Below are 18,492 nucleotides of genomic sequence, written 5' to 3'. Positions count from 1 at the left end.
GATGGTGCAGGATTAAACGGCCTCGTTCAAGGCGCAAATGCCGTAGAAGCACAGGCCTGACGGCATAGGGAAAACCCTTAGAAGCATCGTTTTACCTAGTAAAACCGGCACTTGCGGCTGGCGATGTCTAGCCATTCGCCGCATTCGGCGTTCAAGAACAATCAGTCAGTTTCAGACTAAAGTCGCCTGTAGAACGTCAAAGCCATCTGCCATCATTGCCGTTCACCCCCGCGTGTTCACTTCCTCCTGGCTCTTCACTGTGCCGGGACGGAAGCTATTTCTGGTTGTTTGCGCGCTGCGCAATCGATGTTCTGTTGGAGTTTTCAATGCGTCCCCCATTTCCCCTCATCACCCCGCGCCAGTCGTTTGGCTTCGGAGCCTTTGTGCTGTGCGCCGGTTTTACCGCGCAGGTCCAGGCCAGCGGTTTTTTCGAAGACACCACGGCGAAGATCGAATCGCGCACGGTGTACTTCAACCGTGATTTCCGTGATGGGCACACCTCCAATGATCAGGGCGCATCCAAGCGCGAAGAGTCGGCTCAAGGCTTCATTCTCAATCTGCAATCGGGCTACACCGAAGGCACCGTCGGTTTTGGTATCGATGCGCTGGGCATGGCGGGCTTTCAGCTCGATTCCAGCCCCGATCGCAGCAACAGCGGCCTGCTGCCGTCCAGTGGTGAGAGCCCGCGCGGTTCGAAAGGTCAGTACGCGAAAATGGGCCTGACCGCCAAGGTGAAAGTCTCGGACACGGTGCTGAAATACGGCGCGCTGCTTCCGGATCTGCCCCTGCTCAAATACAACGACGGCCGCCTGCTGCCGACCATGTTCAACGGTGCGATGTTGACCTCCAAAGAAGTGAAGGACCTGACCTTCATGGCCGCGCGCCTGGACAAGTACACCGCCCGGGATTCGACCGACTCGCAAGACATCCGCGTGCACTGCAAGAACAAGCGATATGCCTGCAACGTCACCGCCGATCATTTCGACATGTACGGCTTCGACTACAAGATCAACGATCGCCTGACCGCGCAGTACCACTACGCCGAACTGGAAGACATCTATCGCCAGCACTTCGTCGGTCTGCTGGGCAATCAGCCGTTGGGTGATGGTGTGTTGAAAGCCGATCTGCGCCTGCTCAAGAGCGCTGACAGCGGTGATGCGAAAGCCGGCTCCATCGATAACCGCGCGTTGAGCGGCATGCTGTCCTATGGCATCAGCGGCCACACCTTCAGCGCCGGTTGGCAGCGCATGAACGGCGACAATTCGATGCCGTACCTCGATGGCAGCAACCCGTACCTGGTGAACTACGTGCAGGTCAACGACTTCGCCGCCGCCCAGGAACGTTCCTGGCAGCTGCGTTATGACTACGACTTCAAGGCCATCGGCATCAACGGCCTGAGCTTCCTGACCCGTTACGTGAACGGCGATCACATCAAGGTGCCGGGCAGCGATCAGGAAGGCAAAGAGTGGGAACGCGACAGCGAGCTGAAGTACGTGATCCAGAGCGGCACGTTCAAGGACGTCAGCCTGCGTCTGCGTAATGCGACGTATCGGACGAACTACGAAAAGTTCGCCCGGGACGTGGATGAGACCCGGTTGATTGTGAGTTACAACTTTTCGGTGTTGTAACCCATAGGCCGGCGGTGTCTGAACTGACGCCATCGCTGGCAAGCCAGCTCCCACAGGGTTCTACGGTAACCACGAATTTAGTGAACGACGTAGAACCTGTGGGAGCGAGCTTGCTCGCGATGGCGTCCTAAAGGGTACTGAGGGTTAGAGCCAATGCCAGAACCGGCTCCAGAACCCGCGATTCAAATCATCCTTGCACGCTGCATATTGCTGGCCGTACATGTCCGAGCGGTTTTGCACCTTGCGCGCCACCGGCGGCAGCCACGCCTTGCTGGCATAAGTCTTCTGCCGAAAACCGCCCCAGCCTTCGTGGTAATTGAGGTACTGGTTGTAGGCGTCGTACTTGTACACGCCGTTGATCGAGGTGGTCTTGTCCATGTACCAGCCGACAAAGTCGATGGCGTCGTCGAAATCTTCGCGGTCGGCGCCGTGTCGGCCGGTGCTTTTCTGGTAGTCGGACCAGACTTCATCCTTGGCCTGCGCATAACCCGACGCCGTCGTGACGCGGCCCCACGGGATCACCCACAGCAGGTATTTGCGCGGGGTCTTGGCGTCGTAGCGGTAGCCGGACTCCTGATACATGATCGCGAACGGCACCTGGATCGGTACGCCCCAACGCTTTTGCGTGACTTGCGCGGCGTCGTACCAATCACTTTTTTCCCGGAAAATCTCGCAGAGGTTTTCCGGCGAACGCGGCGGCGATGTTCCGCAACCGCTCAACAGTGCCGCCAAAATCAAAAGTCCAACCGTGCGCCCCGAATTCAAAAGCCGTCATCCCGTCGTGCAAAAAAGGGCGCCAGTCTACGCGGTCAGGTCAACTGGTGGCGATAAGGCAAATCCGGACCTGTCTTGCTGCACGTCAGGGCGGCCGCCTGTACGGCGAACCTGAGCATGGCGTCGATCTGTTCGCGTTGCAGATGCTGAACGCCTTCCACCGAATCCAGCTCATGCTCGGTCAGCCAGGTGATCAACGCGGCCTGGAAAGTATCGCCGGCGCCGACGGTATCGGCGATCTTCACTGAAGAGGCCGGCACCGACCATGAACCGTGAGCACGGCTGAATACGGTCGCGCCTTCACCGCCACGGGTCAGGAACACCACCTGGCAGCGATGCTGCAGCCAGCCTTCGATGACGCGCTGCGGATCCTGCTCGGGGTACAGCAGGCTCAGGTCTTCGTCGCTGACCTTGATCAGATCCGCCAGCTCCACCAGCGTGGCGATCCGCTCGCGCCACAGCTCGATGTTCGGCTCGGGATTGAGGCGCACGTTCGGGTCGAGGCTGATCAGGCGTTTGCCGCTTTCACGCTGTATCAGCGCAAGCAATGTATCGGCAACCGGTTGCACCACCAGCGAGAAGGAACCGAAGTGCAGGCCGCGCACTTCAGGACCCAGCGTCGGCAGATGCACCAGGCTCAACTGGCGGTCGGCGCAGCCTTCGCCACGGAAGCTGTAATGCGGCGAACCATTGGCGCCCACGGCGACCATCGCGAGCGTGGTCGGCGCAGCGAAATCCACCAGATAATCCGGGCGTACGCCTTCGTCCTGCAGCACCTGCTGCAAGCGCCGGCCGAGGTAGTCGGTGGACAACCCGGCAAACAGCGCCGAGTCCACACCCAAACGGCGCAAACCCACCGCCACGTTGAACGGCGAGCCACCGGCAATCGCCTTGAAATTGACTTTCGATGCCTGCCCGCCGGCATCGTCTTCGCTGAAGAAATCGAACAGCGCTTCGCCACACACCAGGTACATAGTTGTTTGCTCTTTATAAGGTTGCGACATGCAGTCGATAGCGTTCATAGGCCTGCTGGAACGCCGCGACATTCGCGGCAACCGGCAGGGTTTCACTGTTCAGGTCGAGCTTCACGCAACGCTCGCACAGGTCGGCCAGGGTGTCTTCGTGGCCGTTCGACCATGATTTGCACCACGCCGCCTGAATCGCCGCGCCGAGGGCGGCGGCTTCGCTTTGCTCGGTGCAGATCACCGGGGTGTTCATGATGTCGGCGACGATCTGCCGCCACACCGCACTTTTCGAGCCGCCGCCGATCAGGCAAATGCTGCGGCTTTGTAAACCATTCTGGCGCAGCAGATCCAGTCCGAATCGCAAGCCGAAGGTGGTGCCCTCGACGGCGGCGCGGCACAGATTGGCTTGCGTCAGGTTGCTCAGGGTCAGGCCATGCAGGCTGCCGGTGGCCTGGGGCAGGGGAGGCACGCGTTCGCCGTTGAGGAACGGCAGCATGCTCACGCCTTCAGCGCCGATCGGCGCCTGGGCTACCAAGGTGTTGAAGGTGTCGAGATCGAGGTCGAACAACTCGCGGATCGCGCCGGTGGCGTTGGTCAGGTTCATGGTGCAGATCAACGGCAACCAGCCGCCGCTGGACGAACAGAAGGTCGCGACGGACGCATCCGGGCTGACCTTCGGCGCCTCGGCGTAGGCGTAGACCGTGCCGGAAGAACCGAGGCTCATGGTAATCGCCCCCGGCTGAATATTGCCGGTGCCGATGGCGCCCATCATGTTGTCGCCGCCACCGCTGGACACCAGTGCATGGGGGTTGAGGCCCAGGTGTTCGGCAATTGCGGGCAGGATCGTGCCCACTGCTTGATGGGCGTCGATCAGCTCTGGCAGGGCCGCTTGCAGGCGGCCACTGGCGTCAATGTCGCGCAGCAGTTGCAGATCCCATTGGCGGGTTCGCACATTGAAGTAACCGGTGCCGGACGCGTCGCCATATTCGCTGCAGCTACGACCGGTTAGCCAGAAGTTCAGGTAGTCGTGGGGCAGCAGGATTTTTGCGATTCGTGAGAAAACGGCGGGGTGTTGTTCTTTGGTCCATAGCAGTTTGGAGACGGTGTAACCCGGCGCGATGACCACGCCGAGGCGTTCCAGCGAGCCTCTATCGCCGCCCAGATAAGTGAGCAGGCGGTCGTTTTCGGCCGTGGTTTCGGTGTCGCACCAAAGCTTGGCCGGGCGCAGGACCTGGCCTTGGTCGTCGAGCAACACCAGGCCGTGTTGCTGGCCTGAGATGCCGATGCCGAGGATTGACTGCCCGTCGATATTCGCCGCCAGCAAGGCACGGCGCGTGGCGAGGGCGAAGGCTTCCAGCCATTGCGCGGTGTCCTGCTCGCGGCGACCGTTGGCACCGCTGATCATCGTGTGCGCTGCGGCGCCCTGGCCGAGGACCTGACCGCTGGTGGCGTCGAGGATGATGGCTTTGGTGCCTTGGGTGCCGCAGTCGATGCCTAGGAATAGTTGTTGGTTGTTCATGGTGTGAACCTGTTGTTTTTTTGGCGACTTCTAAAGCCACCCCTCACCCCAACCCTCCCGAAACGTCGGACCGCCCCAGAGGGGAGAGGGGAAAGGGAGCAGATTTGTGTAGGTTTCAAATCCTGAGTTCGACTCAAAACGTTCAGGTCGGTGTAGCTCAAAAGAGCACCTCGGTCGGCTCCCTCTCCCTCCGGGAGAGGGCTAGGCGGGCGGCGTTCCGATGAGGGAGGCTTTCAGGCGAGAACCCGTTCCAGAGTCCGCGTCACGCCATCTTCTCGCAAACTATTCAGGCACCACTCAAACGCTGCGACAAACTCTGGCGAACGCGGTATAGCCACGCCGAAAATCTCCTCAACCCCCAACAACCGCTCAGTAATCAGCGAATCCTCCGCCACCAACGCCTGACAAAACGCCGCCCTAGGGTCCGGAATCGAGTAAGTGTCGCCATTCTCGTCGACGCCCTTCAAGTACAGCGCCCACGCCGCCACCACCAACGCCGCCCGCTTGGTTTCCCGCCCATCAGCAATCAACCGATTGATTGTTGGAATAGTGAACTTGGGAAACTTCGACGAACCATCCGAGCAAACCCGTTCCAGTTGATCGGCAATCGCCTGATTGGAAAACCGCGCCACCAGCGTGTCCTTGTACTCGGTCAGGTCGATCCCCGGCACCGGCGCCAGTTGCGGGGTCACGTCCAGGTCCATGTAGGCGCGCATGTAGCGCACGAACAGCGGGTCATTCATGGTGTCGTGGACGAAACGGTAACCCTTCAAAAAGCCCAGATAGGTCAGCGCCAGATGACTGCCGTTGAGCAGTTTGATCTTCATCTCTTCGTAGGGCGAAACGTCGTCGGTGAACTGTACGCCGACCTTTTCCCAGGCCGGGCGGCCGTTGACGAACTTGTCTTCAAGCACCCATTGCACGAAGGGCTCGCAGACCACCGGCCAGGCGTCGTCGACCGCGTGTTTGTCGGCCAGCTGCAGGCGATGCGCGGTGCTGGTCATCGGCGTGATGCGGTCGACCATGGCGTTGGGGAAGCTGACGTTGGCGTCGATCCAGTCACGCAAATCCGGATCCAGCAGCGCGGTAAACGCCAATAGCGCCTTGCGGGTGACGGCGCCGTTGTGCGGCAGGTTATCGCAGGACATCACGGTAAACGCCGGAGTGCCCGCCGCACGCCGCCTGGCCAGCGCCGCACAGAGGAAACCGAACACGGTTTGCGGCTGTTGCGGGTAAGTCAGGTCGTGCTGAATCTGCGGCAGGTGCGTCATGAACTCGCCGTTGCTGTCGTCGATACAGTAGCCGCCCTCGGTGATGGTCAACGAGACGATGCGGATCTGCGGGTCGGCAAGTTTGTCGATCAGCACCTGGGCGCTGTCGCTGGCCAGCAGCATGTCGCGGATCGAACCGATAACCCGGACTTCGGTGTCGTCGCTGTCGCCGAGTTCGAACAGGGTGAACAGATAGTCCTGTTCCTTGAGATCGTCACGGGCGCGGCGGTCTTCGGCGCGCAGACCGACGCCGCAGATGGCCCAGTCCAGCGCTTCGCCGGTGTTCATCAGCGCATCGGTGTAATACGCCTGATGCGCGCGATGGAAGCCGCCGACGCCTATATGAGCGATGCCCTGGCGTGTGTCGCTGAGGCTGTAGGCCGGAAGCGCGACTTCGGCGGCGAGGCGGTTGAGGTTTTGTTTGTTGAGTTTCATCGGGTCAGTCTCGAAATCAGGCGGCGGCGCGCAACGGGCGGGTCAGCGCCACGCCGTCGGCATCGAACAGATGGCAGTGGGAAGCATCCAGGTGCAGGTTCAGTTGTTCGCCGTAACGGCTCGCCAGATCACCGCGCACGCGCATGGTCAGGGCTTCGCCGGCGTTGGTCCTGACGTGGCAGAAGGTGTCGCTGCCCAGCCGTTCGCTGACGTCGGCGGTGACTGGCAGGGTGCAGTCACCCGGTTGCGCCAGCTCCAGATGTTCCGGGCGAATGCCCAGGGTCACGGCACTGCCGACGCTCAGGTTTGCCGCGTTGAACGGCAGGGTGATGCGGGTGCCGGCGTCCAGTGAGACTTCGCAGCTCGCGCCGTCGACCCGGGCGATCTGGCCCTTGAGGAAGCCCATTTTCGGCGTGCCGAGGAACCCGGCGACGAACAGGTTGGCGGGGTTGTGATACAGGTCAAGCGGCGAGCCGACCTGCTCGATCTTGCCGCCATTGAGCACCACGACCTTGTCGGCCATGGTCATGGCTTCGACCTGATCGTGGGTCACGTAGATCATCGTCGCCTTGAGGTCCTTGTGCAGACGCAGCAGTTCCAGGCGCATCTGCACGCGCAGGGCGGCGTCGAGGTTGGACAGCGGTTCGTCGAACAGGAAGATTTTCGGGTTGCGCACGATTGCCCGGCCGATGGCCACACGCTGACGCTGGCCGCCGGACAGTTGTTTCGGCTTGCGTTCCAGCATCGGGCCCAGTTCGAGGATGCGCGCCGCTTCGCCGACTTTTTTCTCGACTTCGGCTTTCGGTACACCGGCCAGGTCGAGGGCGAACGACATGTTCTTTTTCACGGTCATGTGCGGATACAGCGCGTAGGTCTGGAACACCATCGCCAGATCACGCTTGGCCGGGCTGACTTCGGTGATGTCGCGTCCGTCCAGTTCGATGGTGCCGCCGCTGACTTCTTCAAGGCCGGCGATCAGTCGCAGCAGAGTGGATTTGCCGCAGCCCGACGGGCCGACGAACACCACGAATTCCTTGTCGTTCACCTCAAGGTCGATGCCCTTGATGATGGAAAAACCTTCGAAGCCTTTCTGCAGATTCTTGATTTTCAGGTTGGCCATGGTGGCGCTCCTCATGCGAATTCTTATTTGACGGCGCCGAACGACAGGCCGCGAACCAGTTGTTTCTGACTGATCCAGCCGAAGATCAGGATCGGCGCGCAGGCCAGGGTCGAGACGGCCGACAACTTGGCCCAGAACAATCCTTCGGGGCTTGAGTAGGAGGCGATCAACGCGGTCAGTGGTGCGGCTTTGGACGAGGTCAGGTTCAGCGACCAGAACGCCTCGTTCCAGCACAGGATCAGCGACAGCAGCACCGTCGAGGCCAGCCCGCCCTTGGCGATCGGCAGGAGCACCCGGAGCATTTCCTGCATCAGCGTGGCGCCGTCGAGGCGGGCGGCTTCGAGGATGTCTTTGGGGATGTCCTTGAAGTAGGTGTAAATCATCCAGACCACGATCGGCAGGTTGATCAGCGTGTAGATCACGATCAGCGCAATGCGTGTGTCGAGCAGGCCGAAACTCTTGGCCAGCAGGTAGATCGGCATCAGCACGCCCACCGGCGGCAGCATCTTGGTGGAGAGCATCCACAGCAGCGTGCCTTTGGTGCGCTGGGTTTCGTAGAACGCCATCGAGTAGGCCGCCGGCACCGCGATCAGCAGGCAAAGAGCCGTGGCGCTGAAGGAAATCACCACCGAGTTCCAGGCGAAACTGAAGTAATCACTGCGCTCGTTGATGTGCAGGTAGTTCTCCAGCGTCGGCGTGAAGATGAACTGCGGCGGCGTGGCGAAGGCATCGATTTCGGTCTTGAAACTGGTCAGCACCATCCAGAAGATCGGGAAGAAAATGATGATCGCGATGGCCCAGGCCAGCGTGCCGAGCAGCAGGCTTTGCAGCCGGCGGGATTGTTGAAGAGTCATGGCAGGCCTCAGGCTTTGTCAGTCAGGTTTTTGCCGATCATCCGCACCAGAATGATCGCGGCGATGTTGGCGATGACCACGGCGATCAGGCCGCCGGCCGAGGCCATGCCGACGTCGAACTGCACCAGCGCCTGGTTGTAGATCAGGTAGGCGAGGTTGGTCGAGGCATAGCCGGGACCGCCGTTGGTGGTGGTGAAAATTTCGGCGAACACCGACAGCAGGAAGATGGTTTCAATCATCACCACCACGGCAATCGGTCGCGCCAGATGCGGCAGGGTCAGGTGCCAGAAAATCGCGACGGGGCCGGCGCCGTCCAGGCGGGCGGCTTCTTTCTGTTCCTGGTCGAGGGACTGCATGGCGGTCATCAGGATCAGGATTGCGAAGGGCAGCCATTGCCACGACACAATGATGATGATCGACAGCAGCGGGTAGTGAGCGAGCCAGTCCACCGGTTGCGCGCCGAACAGTTTCCAGATGTAGGCCAGGATTCCGGACACCGGGTGGAAAATCAGGTTTTTCCAGATCAGCGCACCGACCGTGGGCATGATGAAGAACGGCGAAATCAGCATCACCCGCACAATGCCGCGACCGAAGAACTCACTGGCCTCCAGCAACGCGCTGATCAACACGCCGAACACCACGCTGATCAACAACACACTGCCCACCAGCAGCAAGGTATTGGTGGCGCCGGGCAGGAAGCCGGAGTCGCTGAGGAAGTAGGTGAAGTTTTCCAGCCCGACGAATTCGTTCACACCCGGATCGAGCAGGTTGTAACGAATCATCGAGAAGTAAATGGTCATGCCCAGCGGCACGATCATCCACAGCAGCAACAGGGCGACCGAAGGGCTGACCAGAAACCAGCCGGGATTGGCCACGCGGTTTTTGCGCTGGGGTTGCGACAGGTCGATGTGGGCTTTGGCAGTTGAAGTATTCATGGGGATCACAACCGTTTTAAAAGGCAGACTCGATCCACTGTGGGAGCGAGCCTGCTCGCGATGAGGGTGGTACATCCGCCACATTTACTGAGACCGGATTACCGCTATCGCGAGCAGGCTCGCTCCCACATGGAAATGCGCAGGGTTACTTCGGATAACCCGCGCGCTTCATCTCGCGTTCGGTGGTTTGCTGCGCCGCCGCCAGGGCTTGATCGACCGTGGTCTGGCCGATCAGTGCTGCCGAGAACAGCTTGCCGACCTGAGTGCCGACACCCTGGAACTCAGGAATGGTCACCAGTTGAATGCCGATGTAAGGCACAGGCTTGAGCGTCGGCTTGCTTGGATCAGCGGCTTTCAGCGACTCCAGCGTCACCTTGGCAAACGGTGCGGCGCTCATGTAGGCGTCGCTGTAAGTAGAGGCGCGAGTGCCCGGCGGTACGTTGGCGATGCCGTCGGTCTTGGCGACCAGTTCGCCATACTCTTTGGAGGTGGCCCAGGCACTGAATGTCTTGGCAGCGTCCTTGGCTTTGGAGCTGGTCGGAATCGCCAGCGCCCATGAGTACAGCCACGCCGAGCCCTTGTCGGTGACCTGATGCGGCGCGTAGGTGAAGCCGACGTGATCGGCGACTTTGCTCTGGGTCTTGTCGGTGACGAACGAGCCGGCGACGCTGGCGTCGACCCAAATCGCACATTTGCCGCTGTTGAACAGCGCCAGGTTTTCGTTGAAACCGTTGCTGGAAGCGCCCGGCGGGCCGGATTTCTTCATGGTGTCGACGTAAAAGTTCAGCGCGTTTTTCCACTCGGGGCCACTGAATTCCGGCTGCCATTTCTCATCGAACCAGCGTGCGCCGTAGGCATTGGCTACGGTGGTGATCAGCGCCATGTTTTCGCCCCAACCGGCCTTGCCGCGCAGGCAGATGCCGTATTGCTCCTTGTCTTTGTTGGTGAGTTTTTCGGCGAAGCCGGCGATCTGCTCCCAGGTTGGACGCTCCGGCATGGTCAGGCCGGCATCCTTGAACAGGTCGGTGCGGTAATAGGTGATGGAGCTTTCGGCGTAGAACGGCAGGGCGTACAGCGAACCCTTGACCGACAGGCCTTCGCGCACCGACGGGAACACATCGTCGAGTGCGTAACTGGCCGGCAGATCTTTCATCGGTTCGAGCCAGCCCTTGGCACCCCAGAGTGCGGCTTCGTACATGCCGATGGTCAACACGTCGAACTGACCGCCCTGAGTGGCGATGTCGGTGGTCAGGCGCTGACGCAGGACGTTTTCTTCAAGCACCACCCAGTTCAACTTGATGTCCGGGTGCTCGGTCTCGAAGGTTTTCGAGAGCTTTTGCATGCGGATCATGTCGCTGTTGTTGACGGTGGCGATGGTCAGGGTCTGGGCGCCAAGGCTGACGCTGCTGAGGGTCATGCAGGTGAGGGCAAGCAGAGCTTTTGCAGTGGGTTGCATCGTGCACTCCTTTTCTGCACCCGGTGGGGGACAGAAGGACAGTTATTGTTTTTGTGTCTTCCGGCTGCAGGAAGAATGTGCACTGATTACAGCCTTCAATCGCAGGGCTGACAAATCATCCCTAGCACTTGAATCGATACTTTTTTGCACTCGGTATTGAAGTGATAAACACAGGGAAGGGCGTTTCAGAAGGGCAGCTGCAATGAAACCGTACAGGTTTTCCGGCGTCAGCCGTGGTTTTGCTCGGTCAGGCGCTGCACCACCAGCCGCCGATAATGCGAGGGCGTCATGCCTTTGAGCTGCTGAAAGCGCCGATTGAAATTGGAGATGTTGTTGAAGCCTGACTCGAAACACACCTCGGTCACCGGTTTGTCGCCGTCCGCCAGCAGCTCGCAGGATTTGCTGATGCGCAGGCGATTGACGAATTCGATGAAATTGCGCCCGGTGGCTTGCTTGAATACGCGACTGAAATAAGTCGGTTTCATGCCCAGGTGTTCGGCGACTTCCTCCAGCGGCAGTTCACGGGCGTAGTGGGCGAATATGTAATCCACCGCACGGTTGGTGCGGTCGATATTGTTTTCGTCGGCAAGTTGCGGGGTGGTCGCACCTGACAGCAGTTGGTAGTCGTCGGTCGCGGCCAGCAATTCCATCAGGATGAAAAAATGGCCCAGGCGGGTGATGCCCTTGGTATCGGCGATCTTCTGCATCAGGTTCGTCGCTTGGCGAATGGTGCGCGGGCAACGGAATTCGATGCCGTACTGCGCACGTTCCAGCAGCGGTGCCAGGGTCTTGAGTTCGGCGAACACCTGATGGCCGCTTTCAAACAACTCATCGGTGAAATTGACCAGCATGTCGCGTTTTTCCACCACCTCGTCTTCGGCCACCTGGCTGATCCAGTTGTGCGGCAGGTTGGGGCCGGTGAGGAACAGGGTCTGCGGGTAGAAATTGCCGATGTAGTCGCCGATGAATACCTTGCCAGAGCTTGCGACGATCAGGTGCAGTTCGTATTCCTTGTGGAAATGCCAGCGCACCAGCGGGCAAGGGAAGCCGTGCTGCCGATAGATGATGGACAACCCGTTATGGTCATCCATCAACTCGTATGAGGGGTCGGTCACGCGGGCGGTGCGGGTCATGGCTGGATACTTATTTTGTTATCGCCCGCCGATCATGCCTCTTTGCGCGACGGTTGCGCCAGTTTCCATTGCGGTTCAAGCCGCTCGTTGTCGGGCCTTCAGCACATTGGCGACGCGACAGAACTCCACCAGGTCCGACTCTTCCATGAAGTCGACGTTGATGATGCTGCACTTCAACGCCCAGTCACTTTTATCCAGATCGAACCATTCGTTCAGCTTTTCATGAATATCGACGGGGCCACCAAGGGAGGTGTAACTGGTCGCGGATAACGACCAGGGAGTCCCGGTGCCTGGCGGGTTTTGCATCACATTTTGAATGAATTGCTTCAATTCATCAGGGTTGGTAATGCCGTTTCCGGACCATTTATGACGGATGCTTTCGTGAAATACCTTGTAGTCTAGTTTCCAGTGTGACGATGCTGCCGCAATAACCCGTTGTGTAGTACTGATTCGTTTTAGTTCTTGAAGCGTGAGGGACTGGTTCGCTCGTGGGATAAGGCGCTGCCCCAAAAGGTCGATGATCGTGTTGTTGAAATATTCGTGATCGAAGTCGTTACCTTCCAGACTATGGAAGTCCAGAATAATGAACTCATCCGGATTCTTTTTCAGGAAGTTGTTTATGTCGGCCGCCAGATTCTCAAGGGTTCGGGAGTTTTTATAACCGTTGTGGTGCATGACGAACTTTCGAGGACCTTCACCCTTGGTTTCATATATCAAACGAATGTCGAGCGCACGGGCACCATGATTCAGTTGCGCATGAAAGCTGTCGTGCTGACAGGCCAGCCAGTGACGCGGAGGGCCGAAAATTGGGTAGGTAGCGCGCCAGTCGCTGCCTGCGTTGTGAGTACCGGGCAATGTCATTTCCGCGATATTCAGCGAATCGATGTCGGGGGTCGAGCTCATCCAGTTGGAAGTGGCCATAAGTGCATCCTGCATAAATAATTGAAAAGAGTGACGCCCTGTTTGATGTTTAAGGCGTCACTTGCAGGATGCTTATAAGGTTTGATTGATGGCTTGACTATAAGGTTGTTGATGCAAGTTGTTGGTTGATGTTTTTAAAGTTTTCCAGAAAGCTTATTTGTTCTGGTTTTTGGCTTCGATCCACTGGGCCATGTATTGGGTGCTCTTGTGGGAATGATGTCGCAACATGCTGCCAATGAAGTTTTTGCGTCTTAGTTGTTCAATGTTCTTGCGGCACTCCCGCAGTTTGTTAATGAGTGCTGGCCCATGTTCGGCTTGCTGATAAACGTCTTTAAGCAGTGTTTGTCCCTGGGTACGGGCTGCTTGCCAATGTGTTTCGTCTCGATAAAGTTTCACCGCCGCATTGGCGAAATCCTGAGCCGTGCGACAGATTGCCCCCGGCCAAGACTGATCGGTATGCATACCTTCAGCCCCGATCGGCGTGGTGACACTCGGCGTGCCGCAAAGCATCGCATCGATCAGTTTGCCCTTGATGCCGGCACCGAAACGCAGGGGCGCCAGGCAGATACGTGCGTCGGACATGACCTGCAAGGCATCTTCTGCCCAGTTCATGATGTGGAATCCCTGCGCGGCATTGTGCAAGGCCGCCGCCTTGGGTGGTGTGTAAGCACCATAGATTCGCAGTTGGGCCTTGGGAAGTTGCTCGCGGATCAGCGGCCAGACTGTCGACTTCAACCACAAAACGGCGTCCCAATTCGGCGCGTGGCGGAAATTGCCGATACTGAGGAAGTCCGTACGTTCATCGAAGTCTTTTGTCGGCGCGCTGGGCGGTTCAACCATCAAGGGACACCAATGCAATATCTCGGGCGGCAGCTTGAATTGCTGCACCAGCAACGCGATTTCCACCGGCGAGATCATCAGGTTCAGATCGCAACGATAAAGCGCGGCAATCTCGCGTTTGGCCAGGTCGGTATCAGCCATCAGCTCGAACTCTTCGGCCAGGGCGGGGGCAAACAGCTGATCGAAGTCGTTGGCGTCATCGCTGAGTTTGAGTCGATCCTTCAACCGCTGGTGGCGGGCATGCCGCAGACTTTGCAGGTCCGAAGTTTCCAGTACGCGCAAGGCATCAGGGCAGTGCTTCTCAACTCGCCAGCCGAACTGCTCTTCGATCATGAACTGGTCGAAGAGCACGATATCCGGGGCAAGTTCGCTGATGAATGTGTCGAAACTGCTGTTGTTCAGTTCGATCGGGACCGTGCGGATTCCCAACTGGCCGAGATCGGCCGGGTGTTCGCCAACACCGGCAGGGCTGGCAAAGGTCACTTGCCAGCCCTGTTGCAGGAACGTTTCGAGAATCTGCATCACATGCCCGCTTGCCGCAGAGGAGCGGGGCTCCGGCCAGACGTAACCAATGACGAGGACTTTGGTTGCGGGCTGATGCATTGGCACGATTCCTGGGAGTATTCATGACGAAAAAAAGGCGCGTATTAAAGCACAAACAGGGCGGCGTCCGATTTGTGCTGGTTGTATCAGATGCTGGCGAGCTGGATGGGTAGTTCTCCGGAGATGAATTGGTAGGAAGTTCCTTGAGCATGCGTCAGGGCACCTTGTATGTCGTACATATTCCACATGAGTCTTTCAGGATGGGTACGCTTCTGGTTTAGCAAGGCCACCCCCAGAGCGAAGGAATCCGCATTCAGGAGGGCTGGATGCTTTTGTACAATTTCCGGGTGGCCATGGCTGACTTCTTTGAAAAACTTGAACGTATCGCTTTCTGCCGAACGAAAGTGAGGATTGGCCATATTGGCGGGATTGGCTTTATGAGCGTCTTTGGCAAAGTCGATCAGTCCGGCGGCATCGATGGAGGCCGGACCCGTTTTTCCGGGAATCATGTATCCGTAATAAAAGTCCAGCGTTTTGGGTGCGCCGTGGGACATTTCGTGAACCAATACGTCCGCGATCCGTGCATCGTCGTACTTGGAGTGCTTGTAAAGATCATTCAGGCCATCGGGATAAATGACGAGGAAATGTTCAGGATTTTCCGCCGAGACTGTATTGGCCTTAATGGCTGAACTCCATCGGTCATAGGTTTCGGGGCGAAGGGCTGCGACAGCGTGCTCCCCTTTCTTGAAGGACATGTTGGAAAGTGCGACCGAGTCAAGATCCTTGCGCATGAGCTTCAACTTGTCGATCAGGTAACCAAGTGCCTCGTCCGAGTCATTGCCAAACACATATTTGACAATCATCCGGACCTCTTCGTCGGGAGCGTGGGACAACAGATCGATTGCGTTATCAAGTTTGGTCTTGGCAATGGGGATGGCTTTGCTTAGATACATGCGAGTGAAACTGTGAGGGTTCTTGTGGTTGAACAACTGGCGTAAAGGGAGTGATGCGATCTTCTTGAATTGCTTCAGCCTCCGCCCCCAGGGACCACCACTTCCGAGATGGAGTGCGTGCCAGTTGAGATTGCGCTCCACTGCAATAATCGAAGCAGGTTCGCCCAAATCTCCACTGGCTTTCCAGGTTCCTTGTAATAGTTCCGATTTTTGCGCGGCCTTGATCAGATCATAAGACTGGGCGCCGCCTGTCAGTTTGCGAAGTTGGCCGGTGGCAGTTTCCAGGGCACTTACGCCGTGCTTGCTCAAAAGCAGAATGCCTTTCTTGACCAGATGCGTTCCTTTCAGAGCAAGCGCCGGCAAACCGTCGAGTGGATTGATAAGTGAGGCCGAAAACCGGGCGCCTGCCTTGGCAATGCTGAGCACTTTTGACGTCGTGGAAGCCGTCTTGCCGACGATGCCAGCAACCGCAGCGCCAAAGCCGACGATCAACCCCAGCAAGGCAAGACCATCCAGAACACATCCACCAATTCCCTCGGTGACACGTGTCGAATCGCCGGAACCAATGTCCTCGATGCACTTCTTGAAGGGAATGACGATATTGACGAGCGCTGTATCCAGCGCCTCGTTTTGGGCGCGCAGTTTTTGCAGATCCGTCTGGGTATTGAGTAGTGCGTACAGCTCTTCCCGGGTTGCAATCGGATGACAGGCCAGCACTTCCTCTGCCAGCTTGTCGAGCGCCGGGGAGAAAAACAGAGGTACTGGCCGTGCGTCGTCTGACTGGAGGTGAAAGTGCCAGAGCTTTTCCACGACAACTCTGGAGAACGCCACCGCTGTCGGATTGCTTCCGTCAAGATAAGCCGATGCGTCAACAGGCCACTGGCGTTCCGGGTTTTTGTCCTGGAAGTCCGTATCTGCGCCGGTATAGGACAGGGTGGGCGCGGAGTCGGCAATGCCGCTGGATTGCAATTGAGCGGCGAGATCGGGTCGCTCGCGACACAAACCTTTCAGGGTGAATAGCTCATAGCAGCGAAACTCATTGTCTCGCTGGCATCCGAGGATAATGCCGTAGCGCCCCTTTTCAGCGTCGCGCTGAAGTTGGGTTTCCTGAAAAGCGTTAAGCGAATTCACCTCTTTGCGCACGGTGTAGAGCGTGACGTAGCTGTTGGAAAGAAAGCTGCGGCTATCTTCTGGCAATTGGGTGATTGCCATTTTCATGACCGAGGACAAGCCTATTTGCAGGTCTTGGTAATAGGGATCGAAAGCGTCGTTGAACAACTTGTCGAGCGGTTCGAGTTCCGAGAGCCGGGAGAAGGCGTCATTGGGAATGGCGAGTGGTTTCGTGGAAACGAATTGGTGATTGAACCGCCTGTTCACGACCAGATCATCAGACATGTAGAGATCAAGAATGGAGGCGCGAAGTTTGAATACCCTGGACACGACAAGGTCGTCCTCCCCCAGAAAAGCGGCAGTACTGTCCCAGAGGTGGATGAGATTGGAGGACGCGAGAAACTCCACCCAGCTTCGCTCGGTCAAGGCGGCCGAATAGTTGAGCTTGTAGACCCGCTGCTCAAGATAATCACCCGCCGGCATCACGCTTTTCAGCGCGTTCAAGGCCAGTTGGCGACGATCGGGCGGATTGGCTGAAAGGCCGGATTCGATCTGGTTCAGTGCTTCGGCATATTGGCCGAAGCTCGAAGCAGCTTTGGCATAGGACTCGGTGCTGTAGTCGGAATCGCCACTGTAGGGCAGAAGACCATTGAGCATGGCCCAATGGATGATCGGTTTGATTGCCGTCAATTCATGAAGTGTCAGTTGCTCCTGGCTGACCGGAGCCAGATCGGAAAAGGACTTGACCTCCTCATAGCTCATGAGCCGGGACGCGCCGGGTGAGGTCAGTTCAATCAGTGCCACCGCCTGTGCGAAGACCACCCAGCCGGGCCGGTCGATGGTCAACTCGACGGGTATGCCTTGTACCAGTAGTTCCGGTGCCACCCCTGCCAGCAACAGGTGCGCAGCCAGTTGAGCGTTGTGCGACTCGATCAGTTTTTCGGCGATCAGATGATTCTCGACCTCCTTGACGATCTCGGATGCTGTCCGTGAAGCGTTGTCGGGTCGATAGAGCGCATAACCGGCAATCTCGCCAGCCTGCTTTTCAACTTGGGGCATCAGGTCGAGAATCACCGCCGTCGCCATCATGCACTTGAGTTGACGCTCGGCCACCTCCGGCTCATCCGTCTCGAGATGCCATTCAAGTCGCTCAAGCAAGGTGCGGCCCAATTTCTTTGCGTCCGGCTTGCTCAGGAAGCTGTTCAGGTAGGAACCTGCATGTTCTCGCCGGATGTCTTCGGGAACAATGCTGAAGTTTTTCAGCGCAATGTGCTGCAACAGACTATTGCGCCCTTGAGTCGTCTCGGCGATCACGCTTGTGATGATCAGGCGATCGTCGCTTGATAAATGAAAGGGTGAGTCCGGCCGCTCCATCAGCAGCTCGTGATAGTTCCCAGTGTCCGGCCTGGCCGGCATCTTGAACTCGAGAAATGCAATCAGGTTTTTTGTGTCGGAGACTGTTTCGGGGAGTGTGTATTTTTGGAATTCCAGCCACTGCTGAATTCCAATGAACTCCCCGGCAAAGACAAAACCACCGCTTTGTTCAGCGCACTCGGCAATAACTTGAAGATCATCTTGCAAGTAATATTTTGTCTGAAGGTCGTAAGTCAAGTTGATCCAGGCACCTTCTTTCAACACCTTGATTGAAGCGCTTTTGTCGACAGACACAACAGGATCGGAAGAGAATTTGTAGAGCTGCTGCAGGGCAATGAAGGCCTCGGACTTTAGCATCTTGGCCAACGCAGCGCTGGCAAACTCCTGAGCGTCGTCAAGCGTTGATCCTGCTGTGCGCGGGGCGATGACATCCTTAAGGCTGACGAGATCGTCGTTCGAACGCTGGCTGATGTGATCCTTGAGAACTCGAATGATGATCGAGCTTTCTTGTAGATCGAGTTCGAATTTCTGGTTCAGTAACGACGCATGGAAAATGTTTTTTTCAAGCGACGTCTGAGTGCCGTGCTGGACGGGCTGCATAAGTAAATATCCTTGTTCTCTTATAGAGTGTTTGCCCTCAATAGATGTGCAAATTTATTGC

The 18,492-nt window shown here is 57.8% G+C and carries 13 protein-coding genes; 1 reads left to right on the top strand and 12 read right to left on the bottom strand.

All coding sequences use genetic code 11. The annotated features are described in order from the left end of the window. Positions 1 to 326 precede the first annotated feature (326 nt). Positions 327 to 1,628: an OprD family porin gene (locus ACW9HX_RS01005; RefSeq protein ID WP_457379119.1), complete on the top strand. Its 1,302-nt coding sequence runs from the start codon at positions 327 to 329 to the stop codon at positions 1,626 to 1,628. A gap of 144 nt (positions 1,629 to 1,772) precedes the next feature. Here the strand turns inward: ACW9HX_RS01005 and ACW9HX_RS01000 are convergent, their stop codons facing one another. From ACW9HX_RS01000 to ACW9HX_RS00945, 12 genes are all read right to left on the bottom strand, one after another. Continuing rightward, a complete protein-coding gene (locus ACW9HX_RS01000) occupies positions 1,773 to 2,393 on the bottom strand; it encodes a transglycosylase SLT domain-containing protein (protein ID WP_457379118.1) in 621 nt (206 codons plus the stop codon). Positions 2,394 to 2,437: 44 nt separating this feature from the next. Beyond that, positions 2,438 to 3,376: a carbohydrate kinase family protein gene (locus ACW9HX_RS00995; RefSeq protein WP_457379117.1), complete on the bottom strand. Its 939-nt coding sequence runs from the start codon at positions 3,374 to 3,376 to the stop codon at positions 2,438 to 2,440. A gap of 13 nt (positions 3,377 to 3,389) precedes the next feature. Further along, entirely contained in the window at positions 3,390 to 4,886 is a 1,497-nt protein-coding gene (gene xylB, locus ACW9HX_RS00990; protein ID WP_457379116.1) for a xylulokinase, read from the bottom strand. A 233-nt stretch (positions 4,887 to 5,119) separates the two neighbouring features. Continuing rightward, a complete protein-coding gene (locus ACW9HX_RS00985; RefSeq protein ID WP_457379115.1) occupies positions 5,120 to 6,592 on the bottom strand; it encodes a mannitol dehydrogenase family protein in 1,473 nt (490 codons plus the stop codon). Between the two features lie 16 nt (positions 6,593 to 6,608). After that, positions 6,609 to 7,712, bottom strand: coding sequence for an ABC transporter ATP-binding protein (locus tag ACW9HX_RS00980; RefSeq protein ID WP_457379114.1), 1,104 nt, complete (start codon positions 7,710 to 7,712; stop codon positions 6,609 to 6,611). A 23-nt stretch (positions 7,713 to 7,735) separates the two neighbouring features. Beyond that, complete coding sequence (locus ACW9HX_RS00975; protein ID WP_096820359.1) at positions 7,736 to 8,566, bottom strand: carbohydrate ABC transporter permease; 831 nt, start codon at positions 8,564 to 8,566, stop codon at positions 7,736 to 7,738. Positions 8,567 to 8,574: 8 nt separating this feature from the next. Further along, the gene (locus ACW9HX_RS00970) at positions 8,575 to 9,501 is read right to left on the bottom strand and encodes a carbohydrate ABC transporter permease (RefSeq protein WP_457379113.1); all 927 of its coding nucleotides are present in this window, start codon (positions 9,499 to 9,501) and stop codon (positions 8,575 to 8,577) included. 145 nt (positions 9,502 to 9,646) lie between these two features. Further along, the gene (locus tag ACW9HX_RS00965; RefSeq protein WP_457379112.1) at positions 9,647 to 10,957 is read right to left on the bottom strand and encodes an ABC transporter substrate-binding protein; all 1,311 of its coding nucleotides are present in this window, start codon (positions 10,955 to 10,957) and stop codon (positions 9,647 to 9,649) included. Positions 10,958 to 11,184: 227 nt separating this feature from the next. Further along, positions 11,185 to 12,090, bottom strand: a complete 906-nt coding sequence (locus ACW9HX_RS00960; protein ID WP_457379111.1) for an AraC family transcriptional regulator — start codon at positions 12,088 to 12,090, stop codon at positions 11,185 to 11,187. A 75-nt stretch (positions 12,091 to 12,165) separates the two neighbouring features. After that, on the bottom strand, positions 12,166 to 13,011 hold the full coding sequence (locus ACW9HX_RS00955; protein ID WP_457379110.1) for a phosphatidylinositol-specific phospholipase C domain-containing protein: 846 nt from the start codon (positions 13,009 to 13,011) through the stop codon (positions 12,166 to 12,168). A gap of 153 nt (positions 13,012 to 13,164) precedes the next feature. After that, on the bottom strand, positions 13,165 to 14,454 hold the full coding sequence (locus tag ACW9HX_RS00950; protein ID WP_457379109.1) for a glycosyltransferase: 1,290 nt from the start codon (positions 14,452 to 14,454) through the stop codon (positions 13,165 to 13,167). 86 nt (positions 14,455 to 14,540) lie between these two features. Then, positions 14,541 to 18,431 (bottom strand): hypothetical protein, encoded by a 3,891-nt coding sequence (locus ACW9HX_RS00945; RefSeq protein ID WP_457379108.1) that lies wholly within the window; start codon positions 18,429 to 18,431, stop codon positions 14,541 to 14,543. Positions 18,432 to 18,492: the final 61 nt, after the last annotated feature.

Source organism: Pseudomonas sp. SDO52101_S400, from assembly GCF_054071635.1.
The sequence above is the reverse complement of the archived record's forward strand: the minus strand, read 5'-3'. Positions and strand labels throughout refer to the sequence as shown.